23 protein-coding genes, 1 tRNA gene and 1 riboswitch are annotated in these 22,551 nt (G+C 59.3%); of the genes, 13 read left to right on the plus strand and 11 right to left on the minus strand.

The features are described from left to right. Positions 1–132: 132 nt before the first annotated feature. Positions 133–387 (plus strand): GlsB/YeaQ/YmgE family stress response membrane protein, encoded by a 255-nt coding sequence (locus EYD00_RS06225; RefSeq protein ID WP_004442014.1) that lies wholly within the window; start codon positions 133–135, stop codon positions 385–387. 155 nt (positions 388–542) lie between these two features. Further along, a tRNA-Lys gene (locus EYD00_RS06230) sits at positions 543–618 on the plus strand. 161 nt (positions 619–779) lie between these two features. Here the strand turns inward: EYD00_RS06230 and tolA are convergent. Then, positions 780–1,223, minus strand: coding sequence for a cell envelope integrity protein TolA (gene tolA / locus EYD00_RS06235; RefSeq protein ID WP_004442015.1), 444 nt, complete (start codon positions 1,221–1,223; stop codon positions 780–782). Between the two features lie 402 nt (positions 1,224–1,625). Here tolA and EYD00_RS06240 point away from each other — a divergent pair, with 402 nt between their 5' ends. The 3 genes from EYD00_RS06240 (at position 1,626) to EYD00_RS06250 (ending at position 2,755) form a co-directional block, all read left to right on the plus strand. After that, complete coding sequence (locus tag EYD00_RS06240) at positions 1,626–1,877, plus strand: hypothetical protein (protein ID WP_004442017.1); 252 nt, start codon at positions 1,626–1,628, stop codon at positions 1,875–1,877. A 202-nt stretch (positions 1,878–2,079) separates the two neighbouring features. Beyond that, on the plus strand, positions 2,080–2,304 hold the full coding sequence (locus EYD00_RS06245) for a hypothetical protein (protein WP_004442019.1): 225 nt from the start codon (positions 2,080–2,082) through the stop codon (positions 2,302–2,304). A gap of 262 nt (positions 2,305–2,566) precedes the next feature. Beyond that, complete coding sequence (locus tag EYD00_RS06250; RefSeq protein ID WP_004442020.1) at positions 2,567–2,755, plus strand: hypothetical protein; 189 nt, start codon at positions 2,567–2,569, stop codon at positions 2,753–2,755. Positions 2,756–2,885: 130 nt separating this feature from the next. Here the strand turns inward: EYD00_RS06250 and EYD00_RS06255 are convergent, their stop codons facing one another. Continuing rightward, positions 2,886–3,137 carry a hypothetical protein gene (locus tag EYD00_RS06255; protein WP_004442021.1) on the minus strand — a complete coding sequence of 84 codons (252 nt, stop codon included), beginning with the start codon at positions 3,135–3,137 and terminating at the stop codon, positions 2,886–2,888. Positions 3,138–3,285: 148 nt separating this feature from the next. Then, positions 3,286–3,444, minus strand: coding sequence for a hypothetical protein (locus EYD00_RS25875; RefSeq protein WP_004442022.1), 159 nt, complete (start codon positions 3,442–3,444; stop codon positions 3,286–3,288). Positions 3,445–3,703: 259 nt separating this feature from the next. Between EYD00_RS25875 and EYD00_RS06265 the strand changes: the two genes are divergently transcribed. Continuing rightward, the gene (locus EYD00_RS06265) at positions 3,704–4,141 is read left to right on the plus strand and encodes a PACE efflux transporter (protein WP_004442023.1); all 438 of its coding nucleotides are present in this window, start codon (positions 3,704–3,706) and stop codon (positions 4,139–4,141) included. Positions 4,142–4,199: 58 nt separating this feature from the next. On the opposite strand, the gene EYD00_RS06270 is transcribed toward EYD00_RS06265, so the two are convergent. Genes EYD00_RS06270 through EYD00_RS06285 form a run of 4 tightly spaced genes read right to left on the minus strand, consistent with a single transcriptional unit; the run spans position 4,200 to position 8,207 of the window. Continuing rightward, the gene (locus EYD00_RS06270) at positions 4,200–4,802 is read right to left on the minus strand and encodes an ABC-type transport auxiliary lipoprotein family protein (RefSeq protein WP_034498940.1); all 603 of its coding nucleotides are present in this window, start codon (positions 4,800–4,802) and stop codon (positions 4,200–4,202) included. A gap of 15 nt (positions 4,803–4,817) precedes the next feature. Further along, a complete protein-coding gene (locus tag EYD00_RS06275) occupies positions 4,818–6,188 on the minus strand; it encodes an MlaD family protein (RefSeq protein WP_004442026.1) in 1,371 nt (456 codons plus the stop codon). An 8-nt stretch (positions 6,189–6,196) separates the two neighbouring features. Further along, positions 6,197–7,036 (minus strand): ABC transporter ATP-binding protein, encoded by an 840-nt coding sequence (locus EYD00_RS06280; RefSeq protein WP_004442028.1) that lies wholly within the window; start codon positions 7,034–7,036, stop codon positions 6,197–6,199. 10 nt (positions 7,037–7,046) lie between these two features. After that, on the minus strand, positions 7,047–8,207 hold the full coding sequence (locus EYD00_RS06285; RefSeq protein WP_004442030.1) for an ABC transporter permease: 1,161 nt from the start codon (positions 8,205–8,207) through the stop codon (positions 7,047–7,049). A gap of 143 nt (positions 8,208–8,350) precedes the next feature. Between EYD00_RS06285 and dgcA the strand changes: the two genes are divergently transcribed. After that, on the plus strand, positions 8,351–9,334 hold the full coding sequence (gene dgcA, locus EYD00_RS06290) for an N-acetyl-D-Glu racemase DgcA (RefSeq protein WP_004442032.1): 984 nt from the start codon (positions 8,351–8,353) through the stop codon (positions 9,332–9,334). A gap of 297 nt (positions 9,335–9,631) precedes the next feature. Here dgcA and EYD00_RS06295 read toward each other — a convergent pair whose 3' ends face one another. After that, positions 9,632–10,471: a UDP-2,3-diacylglucosamine diphosphatase gene (locus EYD00_RS06295; protein ID WP_006697377.1), complete on the minus strand. Its 840-nt coding sequence runs from the start codon at positions 10,469–10,471 to the stop codon at positions 9,632–9,634. Positions 10,472–10,700: 229 nt separating this feature from the next. On the opposite strand from EYD00_RS06295, the gene EYD00_RS06300 reads away from it, so the two are divergent. The 3 genes from EYD00_RS06300 (at position 10,701) to EYD00_RS06310 (ending at position 14,782) form a co-directional block, all read left to right on the plus strand. After that, entirely contained in the window at positions 10,701–13,016 is a 2,316-nt protein-coding gene (locus tag EYD00_RS06300) for an NADP-dependent malic enzyme (RefSeq protein ID WP_004442036.1), read from the plus strand. A gap of 122 nt (positions 13,017–13,138) precedes the next feature. Beyond that, positions 13,139–13,531 (plus strand): VOC family protein, encoded by a 393-nt coding sequence (locus EYD00_RS06305; protein WP_004442037.1) that lies wholly within the window; start codon positions 13,139–13,141, stop codon positions 13,529–13,531. Positions 13,532–13,681: 150 nt separating this feature from the next. Beyond that, entirely contained in the window at positions 13,682–14,782 is a 1,101-nt protein-coding gene (locus EYD00_RS06310; protein WP_034498943.1) for a DUF2865 domain-containing protein, read from the plus strand. A gap of 205 nt (positions 14,783–14,987) precedes the next feature. On the opposite strand, the gene bluB is transcribed toward EYD00_RS06310, so the two are convergent. Together bluB and EYD00_RS06320 are read right to left on the minus strand one after the other, a co-directional pair. After that, positions 14,988–15,680: a 5,6-dimethylbenzimidazole synthase gene (gene bluB / locus EYD00_RS06315; protein WP_092651278.1), complete on the minus strand. Its 693-nt coding sequence runs from the start codon at positions 15,678–15,680 to the stop codon at positions 14,988–14,990. 136 nt (positions 15,681–15,816) lie between these two features. Then, a riboswitch (cobalamin riboswitch) is annotated at positions 15,817–15,999 on the minus strand. 70 nt (positions 16,000–16,069) lie between these two features. Further along, positions 16,070–16,900 carry a TolB family protein gene (locus EYD00_RS06320; RefSeq protein ID WP_004442042.1) on the minus strand — a complete coding sequence of 277 codons (831 nt, stop codon included), beginning with the start codon at positions 16,898–16,900 and terminating at the stop codon, positions 16,070–16,072. Positions 16,901–17,092: 192 nt separating this feature from the next. Between EYD00_RS06320 and EYD00_RS06325 the strand changes: the two genes are divergently transcribed. Continuing rightward, positions 17,093–17,470, plus strand: a complete 378-nt coding sequence (locus EYD00_RS06325; protein ID WP_004442044.1) for a bleomycin resistance protein — start codon at positions 17,093–17,095, stop codon at positions 17,468–17,470. Positions 17,471–17,742: 272 nt separating this feature from the next. Here the strand turns inward: EYD00_RS06325 and EYD00_RS06330 are convergent, their stop codons facing one another. Then, positions 17,743–19,422: an NAD+ synthase gene (locus EYD00_RS06330; RefSeq protein ID WP_004442045.1), complete on the minus strand. Its 1,680-nt coding sequence runs from the start codon at positions 19,420–19,422 to the stop codon at positions 17,743–17,745. Positions 19,423–19,649: 227 nt separating this feature from the next. On the opposite strand from EYD00_RS06330, the gene EYD00_RS06335 reads away from it, so the two are divergent. Both EYD00_RS06335 and EYD00_RS06340 read left to right on the plus strand, forming a co-directional pair. Then, the gene (locus EYD00_RS06335; protein WP_034498947.1) at positions 19,650–21,590 is read left to right on the plus strand and encodes an LTA synthase family protein; all 1,941 of its coding nucleotides are present in this window, start codon (positions 19,650–19,652) and stop codon (positions 21,588–21,590) included. A 116-nt stretch (positions 21,591–21,706) separates the two neighbouring features. Next, a complete protein-coding gene (locus EYD00_RS06340; RefSeq protein ID WP_004442049.1) occupies positions 21,707–22,240 on the plus strand; it encodes a DUF1003 domain-containing protein in 534 nt (177 codons plus the stop codon). Positions 22,241–22,551: the final 311 nt, after the last annotated feature.

Genomic DNA, 22,551 nt, shown 5'->3' on the forward strand with positions numbered 1-22,551 from the left:
GCACCGCATCAGGCTATTTAGCGCCTGCAGCGCGGAAAACCACCCGCATGAAGCGAGGTTTTCAGGAGTTTACCTTGCTTTTCCCCGCGCGAATCATCACCTTTGATCGTGCAGCAAACATGGGAGGAAATCATGGAATCTGCTGGCATTGGCTGGATTGCAGCCATCATCATCGGTGGCGTCGCGGGGTGGCTCGCCGAACAATTCATGAAAAGCAATATGGGTGTTTTCATGAACATCCTTCTCGGAATCGTCGGCGCCATCATCGCCAACGCCATCCTTTCGGTCTTCGGAATCGTTTTGACCGGCTGGCTGGGATATTTGATCGCCGGCTTCATCGGCGCTTGCATCCTCATCTTTATCGGGCGGGCGTTCAGGCGCGGATGACGAAAAGAAAAAATCCGTAAAACACCGGATTTCCAGGCTTTTCCAGCGCGGCCGAAATTTTTTCGTCACAAAAATCGAAGAAATTTCATTTACGCGCTGGACAAGCCCAAACTTCCCCTTTATACGCCCCCTCACACCGCCACACGGTGCCGGTCGGGTGATTAGCTCAGTTGGTAGAGCAGCTGACTCTTAATCAGCGGGTCGTAGGTTCGAGCCCTACATCACCCACCAAATTTCTCCATAGTGACAAGACGTTGTGATGCCGGATTGAAGCATCGCGTGAGCTTCGGAAGCCTCGTCTTAGGTCGGGCATTCCGCGCGATAGCAGTAAAATTGCTGCGGCAGTCACGACGCCAGCGCTCGAAGCGTCGCGTGTTTTCGCCTGGCCTCCTCTAAAGTTCCAGCGTTGGCACAGGCTCTTTTACACCGACAAAACGCGGCGCCAGCGGCCGGCCGGCGATACGGCTTCCAAACTGCTCGGTAAAGGGAACAGGTGCCGCCCGCCTTACCGCCTCGATGGCGGATTCGATGAAGGCCCTGCGTCTTGGACTTTCCTCCTGCGGGCGCGCGGCAATCACCACCACCTTGTCCCTTATCCTTCCGTCCTTGTGCAAAATGAACTGCAGCGTCACCACCAGTCCCTCCGTGTCCTCCGGCGGCACCCAGCAGGCGAAGATGGCATCGAACATTTCGTTGAGATTGCCGACAGGTGTAGGGTCGTTGCAGGCGCGCGACTGAGCGGAAGCCTGCGTCAGGAAACCTGTCAGCACGATGGCGCAGGCCACAAGGCCCGAGAGCTTGCCGGTCGGGCAAGCCGGGAATGAAAGAATGAACAAATTTGCTATCCTTTCCTCGCGACACAGCCGCAGGATGGTGAGCCCGTGCCGCTTGCCAGTAAGTGATGTCTAAAATATCAATGAAATAAAAATCGGATATATCGCCTAACCTAGATACAAAATTATGAATCAAAAATACTCATTAACTTTCTAAAATCTATCAAAATAATATTTATATTGCACAATATATTACACAATATACCGCTCTTAATCAAGATATACATTAAAACAGCGCCCCAGAAAGGAAATTGACATAACCCCCGGGCGGTTTTTCAGTCATACTGCGTCGAGGCACCCAACGATCCCGGGATGCCTCTTCAAATTCTTGCGATGAAGCGGACGAAAGCGCGATTCTCGGCGTTGCGGTGACGTTACTTCCGCAAAGCTGTCTCAATCATCCCTATGATCGAGATTATGAGATTACTCATCACCATATTGCTGTTCGTCCTCGGCGCGGTCGGGAGCGGGGTATGTGCGTTTTTATTATCGGCAGCCCTTGCCGATTCCGGGCTCCTCGGCTCCTGTTTCGAGGGAAGCTGTGCTTTCGCGGCGCTTTTCATGGTGCTTCCGGTCACATGGTTCGTCCTTTTCGCGCTTTATGTCATGGCTCTGCTGATCTGGAGACGAAAACCCTTCCGCAACCGAAGCCTCTGAAAAAGCGCATCCCCGCCTCATCGCTACCGGGCATTCGTTGACAGCGACGGGCACTTGCCGTTAACTCCCGCCTGCTGGGGGATTCGCTGCCAGTGATATCGGGCCCTGCGGGGCATATGCGGTATCACCGGCCTCTGAATGTGCATGTTCCAATTTGCGTTTCGCGTTTGAAGGACATGACGGAAAACAGGGAGACCAAACGATGCGGGCCGCAATCAATTCCCCGTCGCTTTCGATCGACACCATGGACTATCAGGCCGAGTGCCAGTTCGCACTGGAACCCTCCATTCAGGGGCTCATTGAAAAAGCCGAACATGCCGGCTGGAACCGCCAGCAGGCCGCACTCGCCATCGTGGCGCTCGCCAGCGAACATCTCACCGATATGTTATCGACGCTCGCAGCGCCGGATCAACGCCCCCACTCCTGAATGCACCCTGCCGCCGGGGCGGATCAGCGCCCGGGCAATCTTGATATCCATCCCCACACACCGATCCCAGGCTGGCGTAGGCTAAACGCCTCCACCGCAGGCGCATGATGCGCCTTGCGGAGCCGTGCCGGGCCCCACGCCCGCTGCCACGTGATACGCCCCTGTTTACCCAGCAATGTCGGAATGGCGCTGACAGCCTGCCTTAGTGTTGACACAAGCGGCCAATAATGAGAACATATAGTGAACATTATGGAGGTCAGCGATGAACACAGCAGACGCAACCATAGAAAATGCCCTCACCGTCGTGGCCCGTTCCCGTGACATGCGCGAGCGCGCGCTGGAACGCCGGCGCGAATTGCAGCGGCGCACCGAGGTCATCATCACCCGGCCGCTTTACGTGCTCAAGAAGAGCGAAGGACCGCGGCAATTGTCGCTGAAGCTCGACAGCTGAGGCTGTCTGCCTTTCTGGTGCCGTTCAAACGCTGCAAAACGGCGGCGGCGCGACGCAGCAGACAATGAAAAATCCCGTGCGGATCACATCGAGCACGGGATTTTCAGAATGAAGAGATCATGGTTCTGTCTTATTGCATGCGTTGCATTGCGGCTTCGGGCTCGCCGGTGGTGGCAACCGCCGCGGCGGGAAGGCGATCGGTCTTTTTCAGGATGACGACGGGCTTGTCAGCCGGTTCCGTCGGCGGAACGATGCTTGCGGTTTTGAATTCGCGGTCGACGGCAGGGACGGAAGCGTTGATCTTTTCATGACCCGCGCATTCCGCAAGCGCTGCACTGGCGGAAAAACCAAAGACAGCGGCGATAATGAGAACTGATTTCATGTCATTCTCCCTTCGCTTTTATGGCAATCTCCAGTCTAGGTGGAGACGAACCGGATTGAAAATCACACTTTAGAGACACCTTATAAACTTAACGTCGGTAGTCGTCGTTTCGATATGCGAATGGCGCGCCAGAACTGGTCATGCTTTGTTATTTCTTCCGCAGATCCAGCGGATTTCCGCAAAGCGGTCTGCGAAATATCATCGCCACGTAACTTCCCTTGAGGGAAATCAGGCTTGGCGTGTAAGTCGAAACCTTAGCCTGGTTGGCGGCCTTGATCGTTCTTCCTTCGAGGGAATTCTGCTGCATTGCACGACTCCTTCCGTAAGCGATAACGAAAATGCACTGTTCTTGTTCCGATCACGGTTTCGTTGTTGCAGTCGAAAGAATGAACGCGTCGCCGCCTGTTTTTTCTTCCGCGGCGGCGAGACGAAGCAGGCGGAACACTCCCCAAGTCCCCCATGCTTGAAAAATCCGCCCGAAAGCTATATATGACCAGGCGCGAGGACGACCTCGGCCACATCGGCGACAGCATGCGGGACGGCCCGGTCACAAACCGGAGAATAGAATGCGCTCCCTGCAAGATCGTATCCGCCACGCCCTCAGTTTCGAGATCATCGGGCTTCTGCTGGTCATTCCACTCGGCGCATTGCTGTTTGGCATGCCCATGGAGGATATCGGCGTCGTGGGCCTCGTCAGCGCCACGCTCGCGACCATCTGGAATTACGTCTATAATCTCGGCTTCGACCACGCCATGCAGCGCCTGAAGGGCACGACGCTCAAGACACCCGCCATTCGGGTCGGGCACGCGGTGCTGTTCGAACTCGGCCTGCTTATCGTCCTGATGCCCTTCATCGCCTGGTATCTGAATATCAGCCTTGCCCACGCGCTGGTGATGGATATCTCCTTCGCGCTTTTTTACGTGGTCTATGCTTTTGTCTTCAACTGGAGCTACGACCGCGTCTTCCCCCTGCCGGAATGGAAGTCGCAGCAGGACGCCGCCTGAAACGATCGGAAAATACCGATAGCGTCCGTGCCGGCACCGCGCCTGCACGGACCAACCGTCAGAGAGACTTCAGCGTCCAGGCCACAATCTCGCGCGTCGCGGCGGCAAAGGCCTGGTCGAGTGCTTTCACGAAATTGGCGTTGCCTGAGCCGCTGACGCGGGCGCTGGAACGGAACACCTCCTGCGCCTTCACCGTGCCGTTGCGGTCGTTGAGGAGCTTCACCGAGATTTCGATATTGGCGAGGTTCTTCGCCGTATCGATCTCGAAGGCACGGATATCGCTCACGACCTGATAATCGATCGCCAGCCCCTGCCCCGGCCGGCCGACGCCGCCGAGTTTGCCGGTATCCTCGAACGCTTCCACGAGCTTGGATTGCACCATACGCGGCAGGCGGTCGCTCCACTGCGAATTGCCGAGATATTGCACTTCCGAGCCCGAAAGCCGCACCACGATGTTTTCGCTGTCCAGCGCCTTCAGGGCGGTCGGATCGGCAATCAGCAGCTGACGGCTTTTCAGCGACGGCCCCTGCGTCACCGCCGCCGGCGAGACGGAGAGATCGAACGTATCGTTCTTCGGCGCGCCCGCGCAGCCCGCCATCATTGCAGCAAGCAGCGGAGCCAGAACGAGGGCGCGGCGTTGGCCGTTCATCGATAGTCTCATTGGCCCATACCCCTCTTAGCGCCTTGTTCTGCCGTCATATTGTTTCACGGTTTCGCCGCCGAAAATCAACCGTTGCGGATCGCGGTCGATATTGGTGATGGCATTGTTGAGATTGTCCACCGTCTGTCGCGTGCTGCCGATCAATGCCTGGAAATCTTTCAGGCCCGAGCTTGAGAAGCGGGTCAGATTGTCGGCGATCGGCCCGATGCGGGCATTGAGATTGTCGGCCACCGCCTTGAAGGAGGTGAGCGTCTCACGCGCCTTGGCAAACAGCGAATTGGCGTCGTCAGTGCCGAGCATGCCGTCCACCTTGGCGAGAATCCCATCAACGCGGCTGGAGGCCAGGTTCAGCTTGCGGCCCATCTCGGTGAAATCGGAAACCGCCTGATCGATATCGGCGCGCCGTGCGCCCACATCATCGGCGATCCGCTTGAAGTTCGCGACAGCATCGCGCGCATCGGCGGTCGCAGAGGAAACGTCGTCAACCACGGTGCCCACCTTGGCGGGATCGACGGAGGCGAGAAGCTCATCCGCGCGCTTGACGACCGTCTGCACTTCCGTGCTTGCCGCCTCGAAATTGCGCGCCGTGCTCTGCACCGTTTCCATGATGCCCTGAATATCGCTCGAAGCCGACGCGACATCCTTCGTCACCTTGTCGACATTGGACAGGATGGAATCGATCTTGCCAGCATCCACTGCCTTCACCAGATCTTCGATGGCGCTCAGCGTGCCGTCGAGGCGCACCGAGACCGACTGTACGGTGGTGGAAAGCGAGCTGAGGCTGGCAATGAAATTCTTGATGCCATCGGAGTTTGCCGCCAGCGCATCGGAGAATTTTTCGGCATTGCGAACCGTCTGCGTCAGCGGGCCGCGCGCATCCTGCACGAAGCCCTGCAATTCGCCGATGGCGCCATCGGCGCGCTTCAGTATCTTGTCGGCGGTGGCAAGCAGGTTGGTGACGCTGGAAAGATCGGCCGTCAGCTCGGCCGGAACACCGCTTTCGACGGCTTTCTGCAGAATGCGCTCGCCATCCTTGTTGCCGCCGGAAAGCTCGATATACGCCGCTCCGGTCAGGCCCTGAATTTCAAGCACGGCGCGTGTGGAAGGGAAAACCGGCGCATCCGCCTGTACCTCTGTAAAGGCGATGGAATAGGCCGGGTCGTCGCGGTCGATTGCAAGCCCGCGCACCGTGCCGACGGGAATACCGTTGAAACGCACCGGAGAGCCGACCGAAAGGCCATTGGCGGAGCCCGGAATACGCACCACAAGCTGTGCTGTCGGGCCACCGCGGCCGAATTCCGCCATCCAGTAAACGAAGCCAAATGCAGCGGCGATCACGATCAGCGTGAAAATTCCGACTATGGTGTAGTTCGCCTTGGTTTCCATGCTTCTCGTTACTCCACCGGATGTTCCTGCCTGTCGTCCGGAAGAACGACAGAGCGCGCCCGTTTACCGCGGAAATAGGACTGCACCCACGGGTCGTCGCAGGCAAACATGTCCTGCAGCGTCCCTTCCACCAGCACCTTCTTCTGGCCGAGAACCGCAATGCGGTCACAGACGGAGAACAGGCTGTCGAGATCGTGCGTCACCATATAAACGGTCAGGCCGAGCGAATCGCGCAGCCGCGCGATCAGCATATCAAATTCCGCCGCCCCGATGGGATCGAGGCCGGATGTCGGCTCATCAAGGAAGACGAGGTCGGGATCGAGCGACAGCGCCCGGGCAAGCGCTGCGCGCTTGATCATGCCGCCTGACAGTTCCGACGGGTATTTGTCGCCCGCATCGGGCTTCAGCCCCACCATCTCGATCTTGAGATAGGCAAGCTCGTCCATCAGTTTCTTCGGCAGATCGAGATATTCGCGCATCGGCAGCTGGATGTTTTCCTTCACCGTCAGGCCGGAAAACAGCGCGCCCTGCTGGAACAGCACCCCAAGCCGCTGGTCGAGCCTCATGCGCTCGTCCTCGCCCGCCTTGTCATAATCAGAGCCGAGAATGCTGATCGTGCCCGCCTGCCGTGGCAAAAGCCGCAGGACCGTGCGCATCAACACGGATTTTCCGGCCCCGGAGGGACCGATGAAACCCAGGATTTCGCCGCGATAGACATCGAGATTGAGATCTTCCAGCACGTTCCGGCCGTTAAAGCCGACTGTCACGCCCTCGACGGAAAGCACCACCTCGCGGCCGTCTTTTCCGGTCTTTGTCTGCTGCTGCGGTTTCTGGTCCAGTGTTTCCAACGCGCCCTCCCTAGAAATCGATGGCTGCGTAGAAGATGGCAAAAAGACCATCCACCAGAATGACGACGAAGATCGACTTCACCACCGAGGAGGTGACGTGCTGGCCGAGCGATTCCGCCGAGCCGCCTACTTTCATGCCCTCCACCGCTGCGACGATGCCGATGATGAGCGCCATGAACGGCGCCTTGATCATACCCGCTGCGATGGTCGATTCCTCCACCGCGCCATGCAGACGCGAGAGGAACACCTCAAAAGTGATGCCGGAATAAAGCAGCGCCACGATGGCAGCACCAAAAAGCGCGGCAAAATTGGCGAGAATGGTCAGAAGCGGCAGCGCAATGGTGAGCGCCACCAGCCGCGGAAACACCAGCACGCCCACGGGATTGAGGCCAATCACTTTCAGCGCGTCGATTTCCTCGCGCATCTTCATGGAGCCAATTTCGGCGGTGATGGCGCTGCCGGAGCGGCCGGCGATCATGATCGCAGTCAGCAGCACACCGATTTCACGCAGCTGGAGAATGCCGACGAGATCGACGACGAAGACCTCAGCCCCGAAATATCTGAGCTGGAACGCGCCCTGCTGGGCGATGATGGCACCGATCAGGAACGACATCAGCATGATGATCGGCACGGCGCGCACGCCCATATGGTCGATCTGGTTGACGATTGCCGCCGGCGAGACGCCGCGCCCGCGCCCGAGCTTCATCTGCGCACCGCGCACTGCCGAACCCAGAATATACATGCCCGCCAGGAAATCCGCGCCGTTCTGGACCACGGCCTTGCCGATCGGAGAAAAGATGCGCTCCACCAGTCCCTCGCGCGCGACCGGCTCCGCCTCCATCTCCGCCTTGTCGGGCAGCTGCCCGATCACCTGCTCGATACGGTCGTTGCCGCTGAGCGTGACGGTCGCACCATTCGCCTCGAGGTCCTTGCGCAGGCGCTGGATGATCCAGGCGCCGGTCGTATCGATGGACTCGACGGAGGAAAGCTCGATCTCCACCGGGCCGGCGGGTCTGCTTTTTTCGATCTTATCGAGATCAGGTAAAACGGCGGAGAGATTACTGTTGCGCCAGGAGCCGCTCATGACATAGCGCAGGCCGCCGCCGGAGACGGTGCCGTCTTCGGTGATTGCGGCCGGGGTCGCCTGTTGCCGTGTGTCCTGTTCTTGCATAATGCTCCGAGCGAATGCAGCCGTCACGAGATTCTTAAAGGTTTCATAACGTTTCGGCCTCCGGCAAGCCACAGTGGCAGCCGACAATTCGTGATAAATTTGGCGTCATGTGTCATTTGACGCCCAATCGGAAGTGAAAAAACATGCCCCGTTACCTTCAAGCCACAACAGAACGTTTCGCCGTTGCTGGCAGCTTCACCATTTCACGCGGCACCCGGACGCATGCGGATGTCGTAACGTGCACCATCCGCGATGGTTCCTTCACCGGCAGAGGTGAATGTGTGCCCTATCCGCGATATGGCGAAAGCATCGAAGGCGTCATTGCCGATATCGAGGCGATGGCGGAGCGGATCGCCGCAGGCCTGACGCGGCAGGAGTTGCAGCAGGCGATGGAACCGGGTGCGGCCCGTAATGCGGTGGATTGCGCGCTTTGGGATCTCGAGGCGAAGATGAGCGGCCAGAGCGTCGCCGAGCAGGTCCTCGGACAGGAGGCAGAGCCGCTCGTCACAGCCTATACGATTTCGCTTGCAGACCCGGAGACCATGGCCGCAAAGACCGCAGAGAACGCCGGACGTCCGCTTCTGAAGATCAAGACCGGCACAGCCGACGATGAAGCCCGCCTGCGGGCCGTCCGCGCAGCCGCACCCGAGGCGCGCATCATCATCGATGCCAACGAAGGCTGGAACGACGACAATATCGAATATTATCTGAGGCTTGCGGCAGAGCTGAAGATATCGCTGATCGAACAGCCCCTGCCCGCTGGCAAGGACGCCATTCTCTCCCGTATCGACCATCCGGTGCTGATCTGCGCCGATGAAAGCGTGCATTCCACCAAGGACCTCACCGGCCTGCGCGACCGCTACGACGCGATCAACATCAAGCTCGACAAGACCGGCGGCCTGACAGAGGCGCTTGTCATGAAGGCGGAGGCCGAAAGGCTCGGTTTCACCATCATGGTCGGCTGCATGCTCGGCACCTCGTTGGGCATGGCACCTGCCGTGCTTGCCGCGCAGGGCACGGCCTTTGCCGATCTCGACGGCCCGCTGCTTTTGGCCGAGGATCGGGAGCCTGGGCTGGTTTATGAAGGCTCGCTTGTTTATCCGGGGCGGCCGGAATTGTGGGGGTAGAGCTCTCGCCAAGGGTCCGGACTGGGTTGGTGCCTAGAGGCTGCATTCGCACCCTCTCTCCGGTGCGTCACCGGAAGGTTACTGAGAAGCCTCTAAAGCCTCACCTCCGTCATGCCGGACCTGATCCGGCATCCAGCCACGGCGCGTCTGCGCCGTGAGAAATAAGTCTTACGCGATCAAAGACTTGATCGCACTGGATCCCGGCTCAGGGCCGGGATGACGGTATGCGGATGCTACAATTTCAACCAACACTCGTTTACAGGTGAGCCTACCATCAGCGCCCGTCAAACGCTCCAATCACGCCGCGTGCTTGCCAATCAGCCCCGGAATATTCACCGGCTCCATTTCGTCCGATGTCTGCTCGGCGACCACTTCGCTCGTCTGCATCCAGGTGATCAGCTCGAAGCTGCCATCGGCGTTCTCGGCAATCGCCGTGCAGCTTTCCACCCAGTCGCCGGTGTTGATGTAACGTATGCCGTCCATGTCTTCCATGACGGCGTGGTGAATATGGCCACAGATCACGCCGTCGACATTGTTGCGCCGGGCTTCATCCGCCACCACACGCTGGAATTCACCGATGAAGTTGACGGCGTGTTTCACCTGCAGCTTGGCCCAGGCCGAAAACGACCAGTAAGGCAGGCCGATGCGGCGGCGTACGGCGGCGATGGCGATATTGATGGCGATTGCTGCGTCATAGGCCCAGTCGCCGAGATAGGCGAGCAGGCGGGCGTTGCGCACCACCACGTCGAACTCGTCGCCATGGATGATGAGATATTTCCTGCCGTCGGCCGCCTCATGGATCATGCGTTCGGCCACTTCGATGCCGCCGAAATGCATGCCGGGGAACTCCCGCAGGAATTCATCGTGATTGCCGGGAATATACACGATGCGGGTTCCCTTGCGGGCCTTGCGCAGCAGCTTTTGCACCACGTCGTTGCAACCCTGCGGCCAGTACCAGCTGCGGCGCAGGCGCCAGCCGTCGACGATGTCACCGACGAGAATGATCGTTTCGGCCTCGTGATGTCTGAGGAAGTCCAGCAGATAGTCAGTCTTGGCCGCCTTGGAACCAAGATGAACATCCGAAATGAAAAGCGTTCTGAACTGTCTGGTTTCGATTTGACCGGCCACGGATTTCATCCCCCTGTTCGGTTGCGTCCCTGCGGCTTTCTTCCCTCTCAGAACCAGACTCGTGTTTCAGCAACATGACAGCGGCCGTTTTTTGCAGGGAATATGACGAAACGCTTCACGAAAACGCGAATAAGCCGTGGCCGCATTTGCATGAGACGCCCGTAAATAACGGCTGTACCACGGGGAAGTTTGTTGTATTCAGGGGTCCGAAATAAAACCAGATACGACGGTGGAAGACATGACCTCTCACGATAAGAACAACACGCCCGCCAACACGGCAAAGGCCGACATCGAAGAACAGGCGCTCTTTTTCCACCGCTATCCGCGCCCCGGCAAGCTGGAGATCCAGGCCACCAAGCCGCTCGGCAACCAGCGCGATCTGGCGCTCGCCTATTCGCCGGGTGTCGCCGCACCCTGCCTCGCCATCCATGAAAATCCGGAAATGGCGGCGGATTACACCGCCCGCGCCAATCTCGTCGCCGTCATCTCCAACGGCACGGCCGTGCTTGGCCTCGGCAATATCGGCCCGCTCGCCTCCAAGCCTGTGATGGAAGGCAAGGCCGTCCTTTTCAAGAAATTCGCCGGTATCGACGTGTTCGATATCGAGATCGACGCGCCCGGCATTAACGACATGGTTTCCACCATCGCGGCGCTGGAACCCACCTTCGGCGGCATCAACCTTGAAGACATCAAGGCGCCGGAGTGTTTCGAGGTGGAGCGCCAGCTGCGCGAGAAGATGAACATTCCCGTCTTCCACGACGACCAGCACGGCACCGCGATCATCGTCGCCGCCGCTGTCACCAACGCTCTGGAACTGGCCGGAAAGTCCCTGTCCAGCGTCAAGATCGTTGCCTCGGGCGCCGGTGCGGCAGCCCTTGCCTGCCTCAACCTCCTCGTTGCGATGGGCGCGAAGAAAGAAAACATCTGGGTCCACGACATCGAGGGCCTCGTTTATGACGGCCGCAATACGCTGATGGACGAGTGGAAGGAAGTTTACGCCCAGAAGACCGACAAGCGCGTGCTGGCCGAAACGATCGACGGCGCCGATGTCTTCCTCGGCCTGTCGGCGGCAGGCGTTCTGAAGCCGGAACTGCTGGAGCGCATGGCGGAGAACCCGCTGATCCTCGCGCTTGCCAACCCCAAGCCAGAAATCATGCCGGAAGAGGCGCGTGCCGCCCGCCCGGACGCGATGATCTGCACCGGCCGTTCGGATTTCCCGAACCAGGTCAACAACGTGCTCTGCTTCCCCTATATCTTCCGCGGCGCGCTCGATTGCGGCGCGACGACGATCAACGAGGAAATGAAGATGGCCGCCGTGCAGGCCATCGCGGAACTCGCGCGTGAGGAAGTTTCCGAAGTGGCCGCCAAGGCTTACAGCGGCGAAACGCCGATCTTCGGCCCGACCTACCTCATCCCCTCGCCCTTCGATCCGCGCCTTATCCTGCGCATTGCCCCGGCCGTTGCCCGTGCTGCCGCCGCAAGCGGCGTTGCCGCCCGGCCGATCACCGATTTCGAAGCCTATCTCGACCAGCTGAACCGCTTCGTCTGGCGCTCGGGTTTCATCATGAAGCCTGTGTTCAACGCCGCAAAGGCCGCCGAAAAGAAGCGCATCATCTTTGCCGAAGGCGAAGACGAGCGCGTGCTGCGCGCCGCCCAGGTGCTCTTGGAAGAAGGCACCGGCATCCCGATCCTCATCGGCCGTCCGCAGATCATCGAAACGCGCCTCAAGCGTTTCGGTCTGCGCATCCGCCCGCATACGGATTTCGCCGTGGTGAACCCGGAAGACGATCCGCGTTACCGCGACTATGTGGATGATTATTTCGCCCTGGTCGGCCGCGCCGGCATCAACCCGGAAGCGGCACGTACCATCGTGCGCACCAACACCACTGTCATCGGTGCGCTGTCGGTCAAGCGTGGCGAAGCCGATGCGCTGATCTGCGGCCTCGAAGGCCGTTACGACCGCCATCTGCGCGACGTGAACCAGATCATCGGCAAGCAGGACGGCGTGCGCTCCTTCGCCGGCCTCAGCCTGCTCATCACCCAGCAGGGTGCGCTGTTCCTCACCGATACCTTCGTCAACAACGACCCGACATCGGAAGAAGTGGCCGAAATGGCCATTCTCGCCGCGAAGGAAATCCGCCGCTTCGGCATCACGCCGAAAATCGCGCTCGCCAGCCATTCCAATTTCGGCTCGCGCGATTCCGAAAGCGCCCGCAAGATGCGCCGCGCGCTGAAGATCGTGCAGGAGGCTGCACCCGAACTGGAAGTGGACGGCGAAATGCAGGGCGGCTCGGCCCTGTCAGAAGCGCTGCGCAAACGCGCCATGCCCAACAGCGTGCTGACCGGCGAAGCAAACCTGCTGGTCTTCCCGAACCTCGATGCGGCCAACATCACGCTGGGCGTCACCCGCACCTTGACGGAAGGCCTGCATGTCGGCCCGATCCTGCTCGGCACGGCCCTGCCCGCCCATATCCTGTCGCCCAGCGTCACCTCGCGCGGCGTCGTCAACATGGCGGCCTTTGCCGTGGTGCAGGCCTCGCACCCTTCGGTCTAACACCCCGCTAAATTGATCCAGAAAGCCGCGCGCATTGACGTGCGGCTTTTTATTTGCGAGTATAGAAAATAATACAGATTTTTAGATTTAATATTTTATTTTATTATTTATGAGCGAAAGATATGCTTGATCACGTTGAGATATATGTTTCAGATATCGAAAAATCGTTTCAGTTCTGGTCAAGCATTCTGCAAAAGATTGGCTACGATGTAGCCTCCCGTTGGGAAAGCGGCTTTACTATCGCAAATGACAAGGATGCCTACCTGACCTTCGTACAGGTGGAGAAAAAGCATCGTGAACGCGATTATCATCGTTGCGGCGTTGGGCTCAATCATCTCGCGTTTCAGGTCGCGTCTCGCGGCGTGGTGGACGAACTCAAGATGCATTGCGCCCAAAACCATGTTTCGGTTCTCTATGACGACCGATACCCCTATGCGAACGGCGATAAAAATTATTACGCGCTGTTCGTTGAAGACCCTGACAGGATCAAGGTCGAATTCGTGTCCGCCGAATAGGTGGAAAAGCGACACGCGGTCGGCGTTAACGCAGTTTTGAACATGCTGTTGCCGCATTGCGGCAACAGCTTATGTTATCTTCCTGAAACACGGATTTCCTGAAGCATAACACCCCTGCCACCGGCCGGGGACATCAAACGGATCGCACAATTGACCCGGCGCAGCCGCATCATCGGCCTTCTGCTTCCCCTTGTTTTCATTGCTCCTGCCGCCGCTCTTGCGGATCAGGTGTGCGATACGCTTTATCAACAGTTGCGAGAACCACCCCGTGTCATCGGCAACACGGCCGAGGTGCGGCGCTATGCCAATGCGCTTGCCCACCAGAACATCGTCATCCGCAAGATCAGGAACGACATGCGCAGCTATGGCTGCTCGTCCGGCAGCGTCATCGTTTATGGCAATCCCAATGCCGGGCTCTGCGCCGAGATCGGCGATGCGCTTGTGGATGCCGAGGCCGAACGCGACGCGATCATCCGCGATCGCGACGACGCCATGGCGGCGGCGAGGAGCGACGACGGCGATACCAGGCGCGAGCGCATTCTTGCCGCCCTCGATGCCAATGGCTGCACCCCCGCTGAGGAGATGAACCGTCAAGCATCGCCTGCACCCGATGTGACGCGTTATCCCGATGCCTTCAGGCAGAATGGCGGTGAGCCGGGACAGGCGGGCCTTTCCCCTTACCCCAACGCCGCCGCGGAGGGCGGGCTTCGCACACTCTGCGTGCGCACCTGCGACGGCTCATTCTTCCCAATCGCCTCCAACGCCTCGCCACTCGATTTCCGCGCCCAGGCCGAGCAGTGCCAGAAAATGTGCCCGGGAACCGAGACGGAGCTCTATTTCCACTCCATGACGGATCAGGAAACAGCAGATATGGTGTCCGCTGAAACCGGCAAACCCTACAAGGACCTGCCGACCGCCTTCGCCTATCGCAATGCCTCAAGGAAAGCGCCCGGCTGCGCCTGCAACATGGCCGCCTATCACGAGGAGATGCAAAAGCAGGAAGAGGCGTCCCGGCCGGAAGCCGAAAAGCCCTATTCCAGCATCACCACCATTCCATCGCCGCAAGGTGACAAGGCCCCGAAGCCCGCCGAGCAGCAGGCCGCAAAGCCGCCGGAGCAACCCGTTCCCGAGCGCGACTATGACCCGAACGACACCAAGGTGCGCGTCATCGGCCCCAAATTCCTGCCGGACCAGACCGGCAAGATCGACCTGAAGAACCCGGCGCTGAAGGGTATCCAGCCACAGCAGTGAAATCTCTTCTGCACGCGGAATGGTGCGAGCGCGTGCCCCTTGTTTCTTCTCCCCGGCGGGGAGAAGTCCGCGGCAGCAGGATGAGGGGGCAAGCTCTCCGAAAATCTCCGCCGTTACCCCCTTATCCGACCCTTCGGGCCACTTTCTCCCCGGCGAGGAGAAGAAATGCGCGGCAACGTCCCGCCCTGTTCGCAGGCCTCCGGGTCTACACCCCACCCCAGCGGTTACGAAACACAAGCTCTTCCAGCGGCACGCGCTGCCGCCAGCCCTTCACCGCCAGTTCCGGTTCGGTATAAAGCGTATCGACACGACCGAGGCACAGCCAGGCGACAATCTCGATATGATCGGGGATATCCAGAATGGCCCTGATATCGCTGTCGTGGAAAATGCTGACCCAGCCGACGCCGACGCCTTCGGCGCGGGCCGCGAGCCAGAGGTTCTGGATGGCGCAGACGGTGGAATAGACATCCGTGCGTGCATTATGGGTGCGACCCAGCACCACCTTGCCACCCCGTGTCGGATCGCAGGTCACGCAGATGCTGAGCGGCGCCTTGCGGATGCCTTCGAGCTTCAGGCTGCGATAAAGCGCCTGCTTTTCACCCGTAAACATCGCCGCCGCCTCTTCATTGGCGCGGCTGAAGGCCACCCATGCCGCCTGGCGCACGGCGCCATCGGTGACGAGGGTGAAGTTCCACGGCTGCATGAAACCGACCGATGGCGCCGAATGCGCCGCCCTCAAAAGGCGCTCGATGAGATCATCCGGCAGCGGGTCCGGCAGGAACTGGTCGCGCACATCGCGGCGGGTTTCGATGGCACGATAGACGGCCTCACGCTCCTCGCCGGAAAACGGGCGGGCGGGCGAAAGCGCGTGATCGAACGGGTTGGAGTCGGGCGGCATGGTGACGGGCGACATGGTGACGGGCGGTTCGGTCGGCATCGTTTATCCCTAACAATGCGGGGCGGGCCGGTGCCGAAACCATGGGAGGTTTGCAGCGACGACGCGCTTTTCCAGCGACCTGCCGCCGTCCGCGCGGTTCGGTCCATCCTGCCAGGCCGGTCTTCTGACTAAGCTTCATCCGCCCCGTTTCGCCTTCCCGAATTGCTCCAGTGGCATGAGAAACAGAGCATCCGCCTCACAGCGTTGGGCACGTTCCGGTTTTTCACCGGATTCCCGATTCTCCCGCCGAAGGGCGGGCACCTGACGGGTGAAGCTATGGGCAAAAAAGCTTGCGAACACAAGTGCGGTGCAGGTGGTGCGGCAATGTGGCCTGCCGCACCTTACCTTCATCACTCCACCGGGAAATATCTGACATAAGCGAACTCGTCGCCATCAGGTGACCAGTTGGGAGAGTTCATCGTGCCCTGCCCGCCAAACAGCTCGAAAAGCGTTTCGACATTGCCGCCATCCATATCCATCAGCCGCACCCGCACGTCGAGATCGCGGGGATGATCGAACACGTCGCCGTCATAGGAAATGAAGACAACCTTGTCCCCCCTTGGTGACGGGTGCGGAAACCAATCGCCATAGGAGCTGTCGGTGATGCGCTCCACCGCTGAGCCATCCACCCGCACCCGCCAGATTTGCATCCGTCCGGTGCGGCTGGAATTGAAATAGATCCAGGCGCCGTCAGGCGAATAATCCGGCCCGTCATTGCGGCCCTCACCATGGGTAAGGCGTGTTTCAACGCCGCTGTCTATGTCCATGGAATAGATATCGAAAATCTGATCGCGAATGCCGCAATAGGCGAAGCTTTTCCCATCCGGTGACCAGCCGTGCCAGTAGGAAGGAAGGTTCTCCGTCATCAGCCGCGGCGTGCCGCCCGCCGCGGACAGGAGATAGATGGCGCTCTTGCCGAATTCCACCTTGTCTGAAATGGCGTAAAGCGAACCGTCGGGCGAAATGCCGTGGTCATTGTTGCACTGGATTGCGAAACCCGTATCGACCTTTTGTGGCGACGCGTCACCGGAAAGGGACAGGCGATAAAGCAGCCCATCGCTGTTCAACAGCAGATATTGTCCATCCGGCGACCAGTTCGGCGCTTCGAAAAGATCGGGCGTCTGCCACACCACCCGCATCTGCCGGGTACGGATGTTGAAGATTTCGATGGAGCTGCGCATTCTGCCTCCCGGGCGGGTCCGTGGTCTCATTCATAGCGCTTGGTGACGCAGACATTCCGTTTGCATCCACCATCGCCTTGATTATGATCCTAGGGCGGCAGGCACCGTCCTGCAAATTCAAACCGGAAAAAACGCCAGCGCCCCGGCACCGTCCGCGGCCCGCCCCGTTTCTCCCAGATCAGAGGTTCCGCGATGAATACCATCGCCGATCACGGCATCCGCTTCGGGCGGATCGCCGCAATGCTTCCTGTCAGAAATATCGAAAAGGCCCGTGATTTTTACGTCGGCGTGCTCGGTTTCGAAAAGACCTTCGAAAACGGCAACCCTGTCGGCTTCATGATCCTGAAACAGGGCAATGCCGAGCTGCACCTGACATTGCAGCCGGCCCATAGGGCAGCTCCTTTCAACGTGGCGCATATGATGGTGAGCGATGTCGATGCGCTGCATGCGGTTTGCAAAAGCCATGGGCTGCGCATCATCAAAGGGCTGCAGGACAAGGATTATGGTCTGAGGGCCTTTGTGTTTGAAGACCCTGACGGCAATCGTATCGATGTGGGGCAGGTTATTTGAGGTGAGCGGCGCGGAGTTTTCCGCGCCAATCAAGACGCTCCGCTGTGGATCGAGCCCATGACACTTGTTTCTTCTCCCCGAGGGGGAGAAGTCCGCGGCAGCGGGATGAGGGGGCAAGCAAGCTTCGTGATATACGGAGGGGTTGCCCCCTCATCCGACCCTTTGGGCCACCTTCTCCCCGGCGGGGAGAAGAAATATGCCGCACCGCCTCACAATGCGCTTGCCCAATTCATTAAGCAGGGACGGCGTTAAACGCGCCTTCCCAAAACGCCCTACCGATCACGGAACCGGTTGGTGATCGGATAACGCCGGTCCCGCCCAAAGTTCTTCTTGGTGATCTTCACACCCGGCGCCGATTGCCGGCGTTTATATTCGGCGAGGTAAAGCAGATGCTCCACCCGGTGCACGGTCGCCACATCATGGCCGCGCGCCAGAATTTCCTCGACCGACATTTCCTTCTCGACAAGGCACTCAAGAATATCGTCCAGCACGGGATAAGGCGGCAGCGAATCCTGGTCGGTCTGGTTGGGGCGCAATTCGGCCGATGGAGCCTTGGCGATAATGTTGGCGGGGATCACTTCGCCGGAAGGGCCAAGCGCGCCCGGCGGCACATGGGCGTTGCGCCAGGCGGAAATGGCATAGACCTGCATCTTGTAGAGGTCCTTGATGGGGTTGAAACCACCATTCATGTCGCCATAAAGCGTCGCGTAACCCACCGACATCTCCGACTTGTTGCCCGTCGTCACCACCATGGATCCGAACTTGTTGGAAACGGCCATCAGGATGGTGCCGCGCGTGCGGCTCTGCAGGTTTTCTTCGGTAATGCCCTCTTCCGTGCCCTCGAAAAGTTCTGACAGCGCAGACAGGAAACCTTCCACCGGCTCCACGATCGGCACGATATCGTAACGGCAGCCGAGCGCTTTCGCACAATCGGCGGCGTCCTTCAGCGATTCTTCCGAAGTATAGCGGTAAGGCAGCATGATGCAGCGTACCCGCTCCTCGCCCAGCGCATCGACGGCAAGGGCGGCGCAGATCGCCGAATCGATGCCGCCGGAAAGGCCGAGAACCACGCTCTTGAAACCGTTCTTGTTGACGTAATCGCGAAAGCCCAGCATGCAGGCGCGGTAATCCGCCTCCTCACCCTCGGGAATCTTGGAAAATGGCCCGCTTTCGCAGCGCCAGCCATCCGCTGTGCGTTTCCAGTCGGTGACGGCAAGCGTGGCTTCGAACTGGCTCATCTGGAAGGCGAGCGTCTTGTCGGCATTGAAGCCAAAGCTCGCACCGTCGAACACCAGCTCGTCCTGCCCGCCCAGCTGGTTGGCGAAAACCAGCGGTAGGCCGCTTTCGATCACCTGCCGGAGTGCCACCTGATGGCGCACGTCCAGCTTGCCGCGGTAATAGGGCGAGCCGTTCGGCACCAGCAGGATTTCCGCGCCGCTTTCGGCAAGCGTCTCGCAGACGCCCATGTCGTTCCAGATTTCCTCGCAGATCGGAATGCCGATCCTCACGCCGCGGAAATTATAGGGCCCGGAAATCGACCCTTCGGAGAAAACACGCTTTTCGTCAAACTCGCCGTAATTCGGCAGGTCGATCTTGTCGCGCAGCGCAATGATCTTGCCGCCATCGAGAAGCGCCACGGAATTGTGCCGACCCGTCTCGCCCTGTCGCGGAAAACCGATAACGATACCCGGCCCGCCATCGGCGGTTTCCGCCGCCAGTTCTTCCACCGCTTTCAGACATGCTTTCAAAAAAGCAGGTTTCAGTACCAGATCCTCTGGCGGATAGCCTGAAATGAAGAGTTCGGTGAGAAGCAGAAGATCGGCGCCCTGCGTTGCCGCATCGGCCCTTGCCTCACGCGCCTTGGCGAGATTGCCCGCCACGTCGCCAACGGTGGGATTGAACTGCCCGACGGCAATCCGGAGATGGTTCTCTATATCGTGTCTGTCGCTCATAACCCTTCAATACCGCGCCCGTGATCGCTCCGCAACGCAGCAATTCCCACTTGCATTCATTCGTGCGCTTCTCGACACAGCCGCCCTCACGCGAAGGTTATCGCGCTTATATGCACATCCCATAAAGTTCATGTCGCGTTCATCGCGCTTATGTGACAGTTACATGACACTTTTGCGACACCCGATTCACCTCCCCGGATCGGCGCTGGCGCCTGAAATACCGGAGTATGGGTTTGAGAGATTCGGCGCCAAAAACAACGGCTTCCGAAAAGGCTGGTTTTGTCTTTTCGCCTGCATGGACAAGGAGCCTTTCGAAGCTTTCGGGCACGGCCTACACGCTTGCCAACCTGACGGTCGCGTCCGTCGTGCTGGTCGTGGCGTTGGAATGGGTCGTCCGCGGCTCGCTTCAGGATGTCGGCACTTTCATCACCTCCTCCGCGCGTCCGGGCATGACAACCATTGCCGCCGTGTTCGCCCTTCTCGTCGCGCTGGATTCGATCCTCGGCCGGCGTTATCTTTCGCTGATAGCGGTCGCGCCGCTCTGCGCACTGGTGGGGCTGATCTCAGCGCAGAAACAGACCTATCTTTCCGATCCGCTTTATCCCTCAGACCTGTTGTTCGGGCGGCAGATTCTCGAACTTTTGCCAACCATGCTGAAGGCGCAGCCGTTTACGGCGATGCTGGTGGGTCTCGGCCTCAGCGCCGCAATTGCCTCTCTCACGGCTCTCTGGCTGCTGGCGCACCGTCATTCGCCGGTGTTGCGCTGGCGTGAGCGCGCCGCCGGCCTTGCGCTGGCGCTGCCGCTTCTCGCCAGCCTCGCCTCGCTGATGGACTATTCGCATTATTCCTGGGTGCGCGATCGCCTCAACATCATCCCCATGATGTGGGATCAGCAGGAAAACTACCGCCACAACGGCTTCCTGATGGCCTTCGCCTTCAATATTCCCATGGCCAATGTCTCGGCGCCGGAGGGTTACGGCGAAAACAGCATCGCCGATCTCACCTCGGAACCGGCATCTTTCGCCGCCAACAAGGGTGATTACCCTGACGTCATCATGCTGATGAGTGAATCCCTGTGGGATCCGACCCGGCTTGAAAACGTGAATCTCTCGGCCGATCCCATGCCGACCATCCGCGCCAAACAGTCCGGCAACGTGTTTTCGCCCGAGTTCGGCGGCATGACGGCAAATGTGGAATTCGAGGCCTTGACCGGCTTTTCGAACGCCTTCCTGCCCTATGGCAGCATTCCCTACCAGCAATATATCCGCCGCCCGGTGCCCTCGCTCGCCAGCTTCTTCCGCGGCGAAGGTTATTCCGCCATCGCAGTTCATCCGTTCCAGGAATGGTTCTGGAACCGCAAGCAGGTCTATAAAAATTTCGGCTTCGAGGAATTCCGCTCCGAAGAGACGCTGCCGGCCATGGAAAAACGCGGCAATTTTGCCTCCGACGACGCGCTGATGGAAGAGATCATGGAGACGGCGGACCGGACGCAGAACCCGCTTTTCCTCTTTGCCGTCACCCTGCAGGGACATGGCCCCTATGAGACAAACCGTTACGCCGAAAACACCATCGGCATTGAGGGCGAACTCTCGGCTTCGGCCTCGCAGGCGCTCGCCACCTATTCTCAAGGGGTGGTGGAAGCGGACGAAGCGCTGCTGAAGCTGATGCGCTGGGCAAAGAAGCGCGATCGTGAGACCATCATCGTCCTCTTCGGCGATCATCTGCCGCCGCTCGGCCAGACCTTCGTGGAAAGCGGCTATATGCCGGGCATGGTGGCAAGCCGCCGCGCACCGCTTGAGGTGATGAAGAAGGAGCACGAGACGCCGCTCGTCGTGTGGTCTTCGAAGAAGGGCGTGCGTAAGAATATCGGCACCATCAGCCCGGCGCTTTTGCCCTATCACGTGCTGAAGACCGCAGGCTTTTCCGATCCTTTCTATACCGGCACGCTGGGTGAAGTTCAGCAGGCCTTTTCCGTGATCGACCGGCACATGCTGGTGACGGCCGGTGGCGATGCCCTGCCCGACTGGTCGATCGCGCCGAACGCGGTCCCTGACGTGGTGCGCAATTATCGCCTGCTGCAATTCGACATGATGTTCGGCAAGCAATATGGAAAAGAGCGCTTTTTCCCCGGCTTCAATTGGCTGCATGAGGACGCGCCGTCGGTGTAATGAATTTCGGCGAGGGACGCCTGAACGCATGGTGGCGGAAAACGTTTGAATTCCGCCATCATGCGGGTTTATCTCGGGAAAGCTCCGCACCGCCAATCAGAATCGGAGACACGCCCGTGTCAGATATCTCCGACTATATCGTCTCTCATTTCAAGCGCTCCTCTCGTGAAATCGGCGAGGTGGAACGGCGCATTCTCGAGCTGGCGCACCAGAAAAAGCTGGTTTCGAGCGATATTAATGCGGAATTTTCCGCCGGCGCCAGTTTCGGCGACAGGCTGGCAGACAAGATCGCCAGGGTCGGCGGTTCCTGGAGTTTCATCCTCGGCTTCTGCTTTTTCCTGATTTTCTGGGCTATCATCAACACCATCGTACTGACCACCCGCGCTTTCGATCCCTACCCCTTCATCTTCCTCAATCTGCTTCTTTCCATGCTGGCGGCCATTCAGGCGCCGATCATCATGATGTCGCAGAATCGTCAGGCCGCCCGCGACCGCTTCGAGGCCGCCAAGGATTATGAGGTGAATCTGAAGGCAGAACTGGAAGTGCTTTCACTGCATGAAAAGATCGATGTGAAAGTGCTGGCCGAACTGGCTGCGCTGCGGCAGGACCTTGCAGCACTTCACCGCCACGTCACCCGCAGGGAAGACTGACACCGGAAAAATTCACCCCCGCTTTTCCCCGCTCCGCGACAGGCTGTTATATTGGTCGCAGTCCTGCCGGGTGGACGCCAGACGTGGCGGAAACCAAAGGACGGTCCTGGTGGTGGAACGCTGGCAACGTTCGTGGAAAGGACCATTTCGCAACGCGCCGTGCACGGCCCTTGCGAGATACGGCATGGTGAAAGACCCGGCTGCGCAACGCATCCGACCCACACCAAACCCATCCGAGGCGCAGCCGGGCAATCGCCCGACCTCTCTAGCGATCACCCGTTCGGCAGTGCCGTGCGGGATGAAGCTGTTGG

The sequence above is a fragment of the Agrobacterium sp. 33MFTa1.1 genome, from assembly GCF_004328495.1.
Lineage (GTDB): Bacteria > Pseudomonadota > Alphaproteobacteria > Rhizobiales > Rhizobiaceae > Agrobacterium > Agrobacterium pusense.

Bases quoted from the DNA above. Each gene is read 5' to 3' on its own strand.
- EYD00_RS06225 (WP_004442014.1), top strand. From the start codon at position 133: ATGGAATCTGCTGGCATTGGCTGGATTGCAGCCATCATCATCGGTGGC.
- EYD00_RS06240 (WP_004442017.1), top strand. From the start codon at position 1,626: ATGATCGAGATTATGAGATTACTCATCACCATATTGCTGTTCGTCCTC.
- EYD00_RS06245 (WP_004442019.1), top strand. From the start codon at position 2,080: ATGCGGGCCGCAATCAATTCCCCGTCGCTTTCGATCGACACCATGGAC.
- EYD00_RS06250 (WP_004442020.1), top strand. From the start codon at position 2,567: ATGAACACAGCAGACGCAACCATAGAAAATGCCCTCACCGTCGTGGCC.
- EYD00_RS06255 (WP_004442021.1), bottom strand. From the start codon at position 3,137: ATGAAATCAGTTCTCATTATCGCCGCTGTCTTTGGTTTTTCCGCCAGT.
- EYD00_RS25875 (WP_004442022.1), bottom strand. From the start codon at position 3,444: ATGCAGCAGAATTCCCTCGAAGGAAGAACGATCAAGGCCGCCAACCAG.
- EYD00_RS06265 (WP_004442023.1), top strand. From the start codon at position 3,704: ATGCGCTCCCTGCAAGATCGTATCCGCCACGCCCTCAGTTTCGAGATC.
- EYD00_RS06270 (WP_034498940.1), bottom strand. From the start codon at position 4,802: ATGAGACTATCGATGAACGGCCAACGCCGCGCCCTCGTTCTGGCTCCG.
- EYD00_RS06275 (WP_004442026.1), bottom strand. From the start codon at position 6,188: ATGGAAACCAAGGCGAACTACACCATAGTCGGAATTTTCACGCTGATC.
- EYD00_RS06285 (WP_004442030.1), bottom strand. From the start codon at position 8,207: ATGCAAGAACAGGACACACGGCAACAGGCGACCCCGGCCGCAATCACC.
- dgcA (WP_004442032.1), top strand. From the start codon at position 8,351: ATGCCCCGTTACCTTCAAGCCACAACAGAACGTTTCGCCGTTGCTGGC.
- EYD00_RS06295 (WP_006697377.1), bottom strand. From the start codon at position 10,471: ATGAAATCCGTGGCCGGTCAAATCGAAACCAGACAGTTCAGAACGCTT.
- EYD00_RS06300 (WP_004442036.1), top strand. From the start codon at position 10,701: ATGACCTCTCACGATAAGAACAACACGCCCGCCAACACGGCAAAGGCC.
- EYD00_RS06305 (WP_004442037.1), top strand. From the start codon at position 13,139: ATGCTTGATCACGTTGAGATATATGTTTCAGATATCGAAAAATCGTTT.
- bluB (WP_092651278.1), bottom strand. From the start codon at position 15,680: ATGCCGCCCGACTCCAACCCGTTCGATCACGCGCTTTCGCCCGCCCGC.
- EYD00_RS06320 (WP_004442042.1), bottom strand. From the start codon at position 16,900: ATGCGCAGCTCCATCGAAATCTTCAACATCCGTACCCGGCAGATGCGG.
- EYD00_RS06325 (WP_004442044.1), top strand. From the start codon at position 17,093: ATGAATACCATCGCCGATCACGGCATCCGCTTCGGGCGGATCGCCGCA.
- EYD00_RS06330 (WP_004442045.1), bottom strand. From the start codon at position 19,422: ATGAGCGACAGACACGATATAGAGAACCATCTCCGGATTGCCGTCGGG.
- EYD00_RS06335 (WP_034498947.1), top strand. From the start codon at position 19,650: ATGGGTTTGAGAGATTCGGCGCCAAAAACAACGGCTTCCGAAAAGGCT.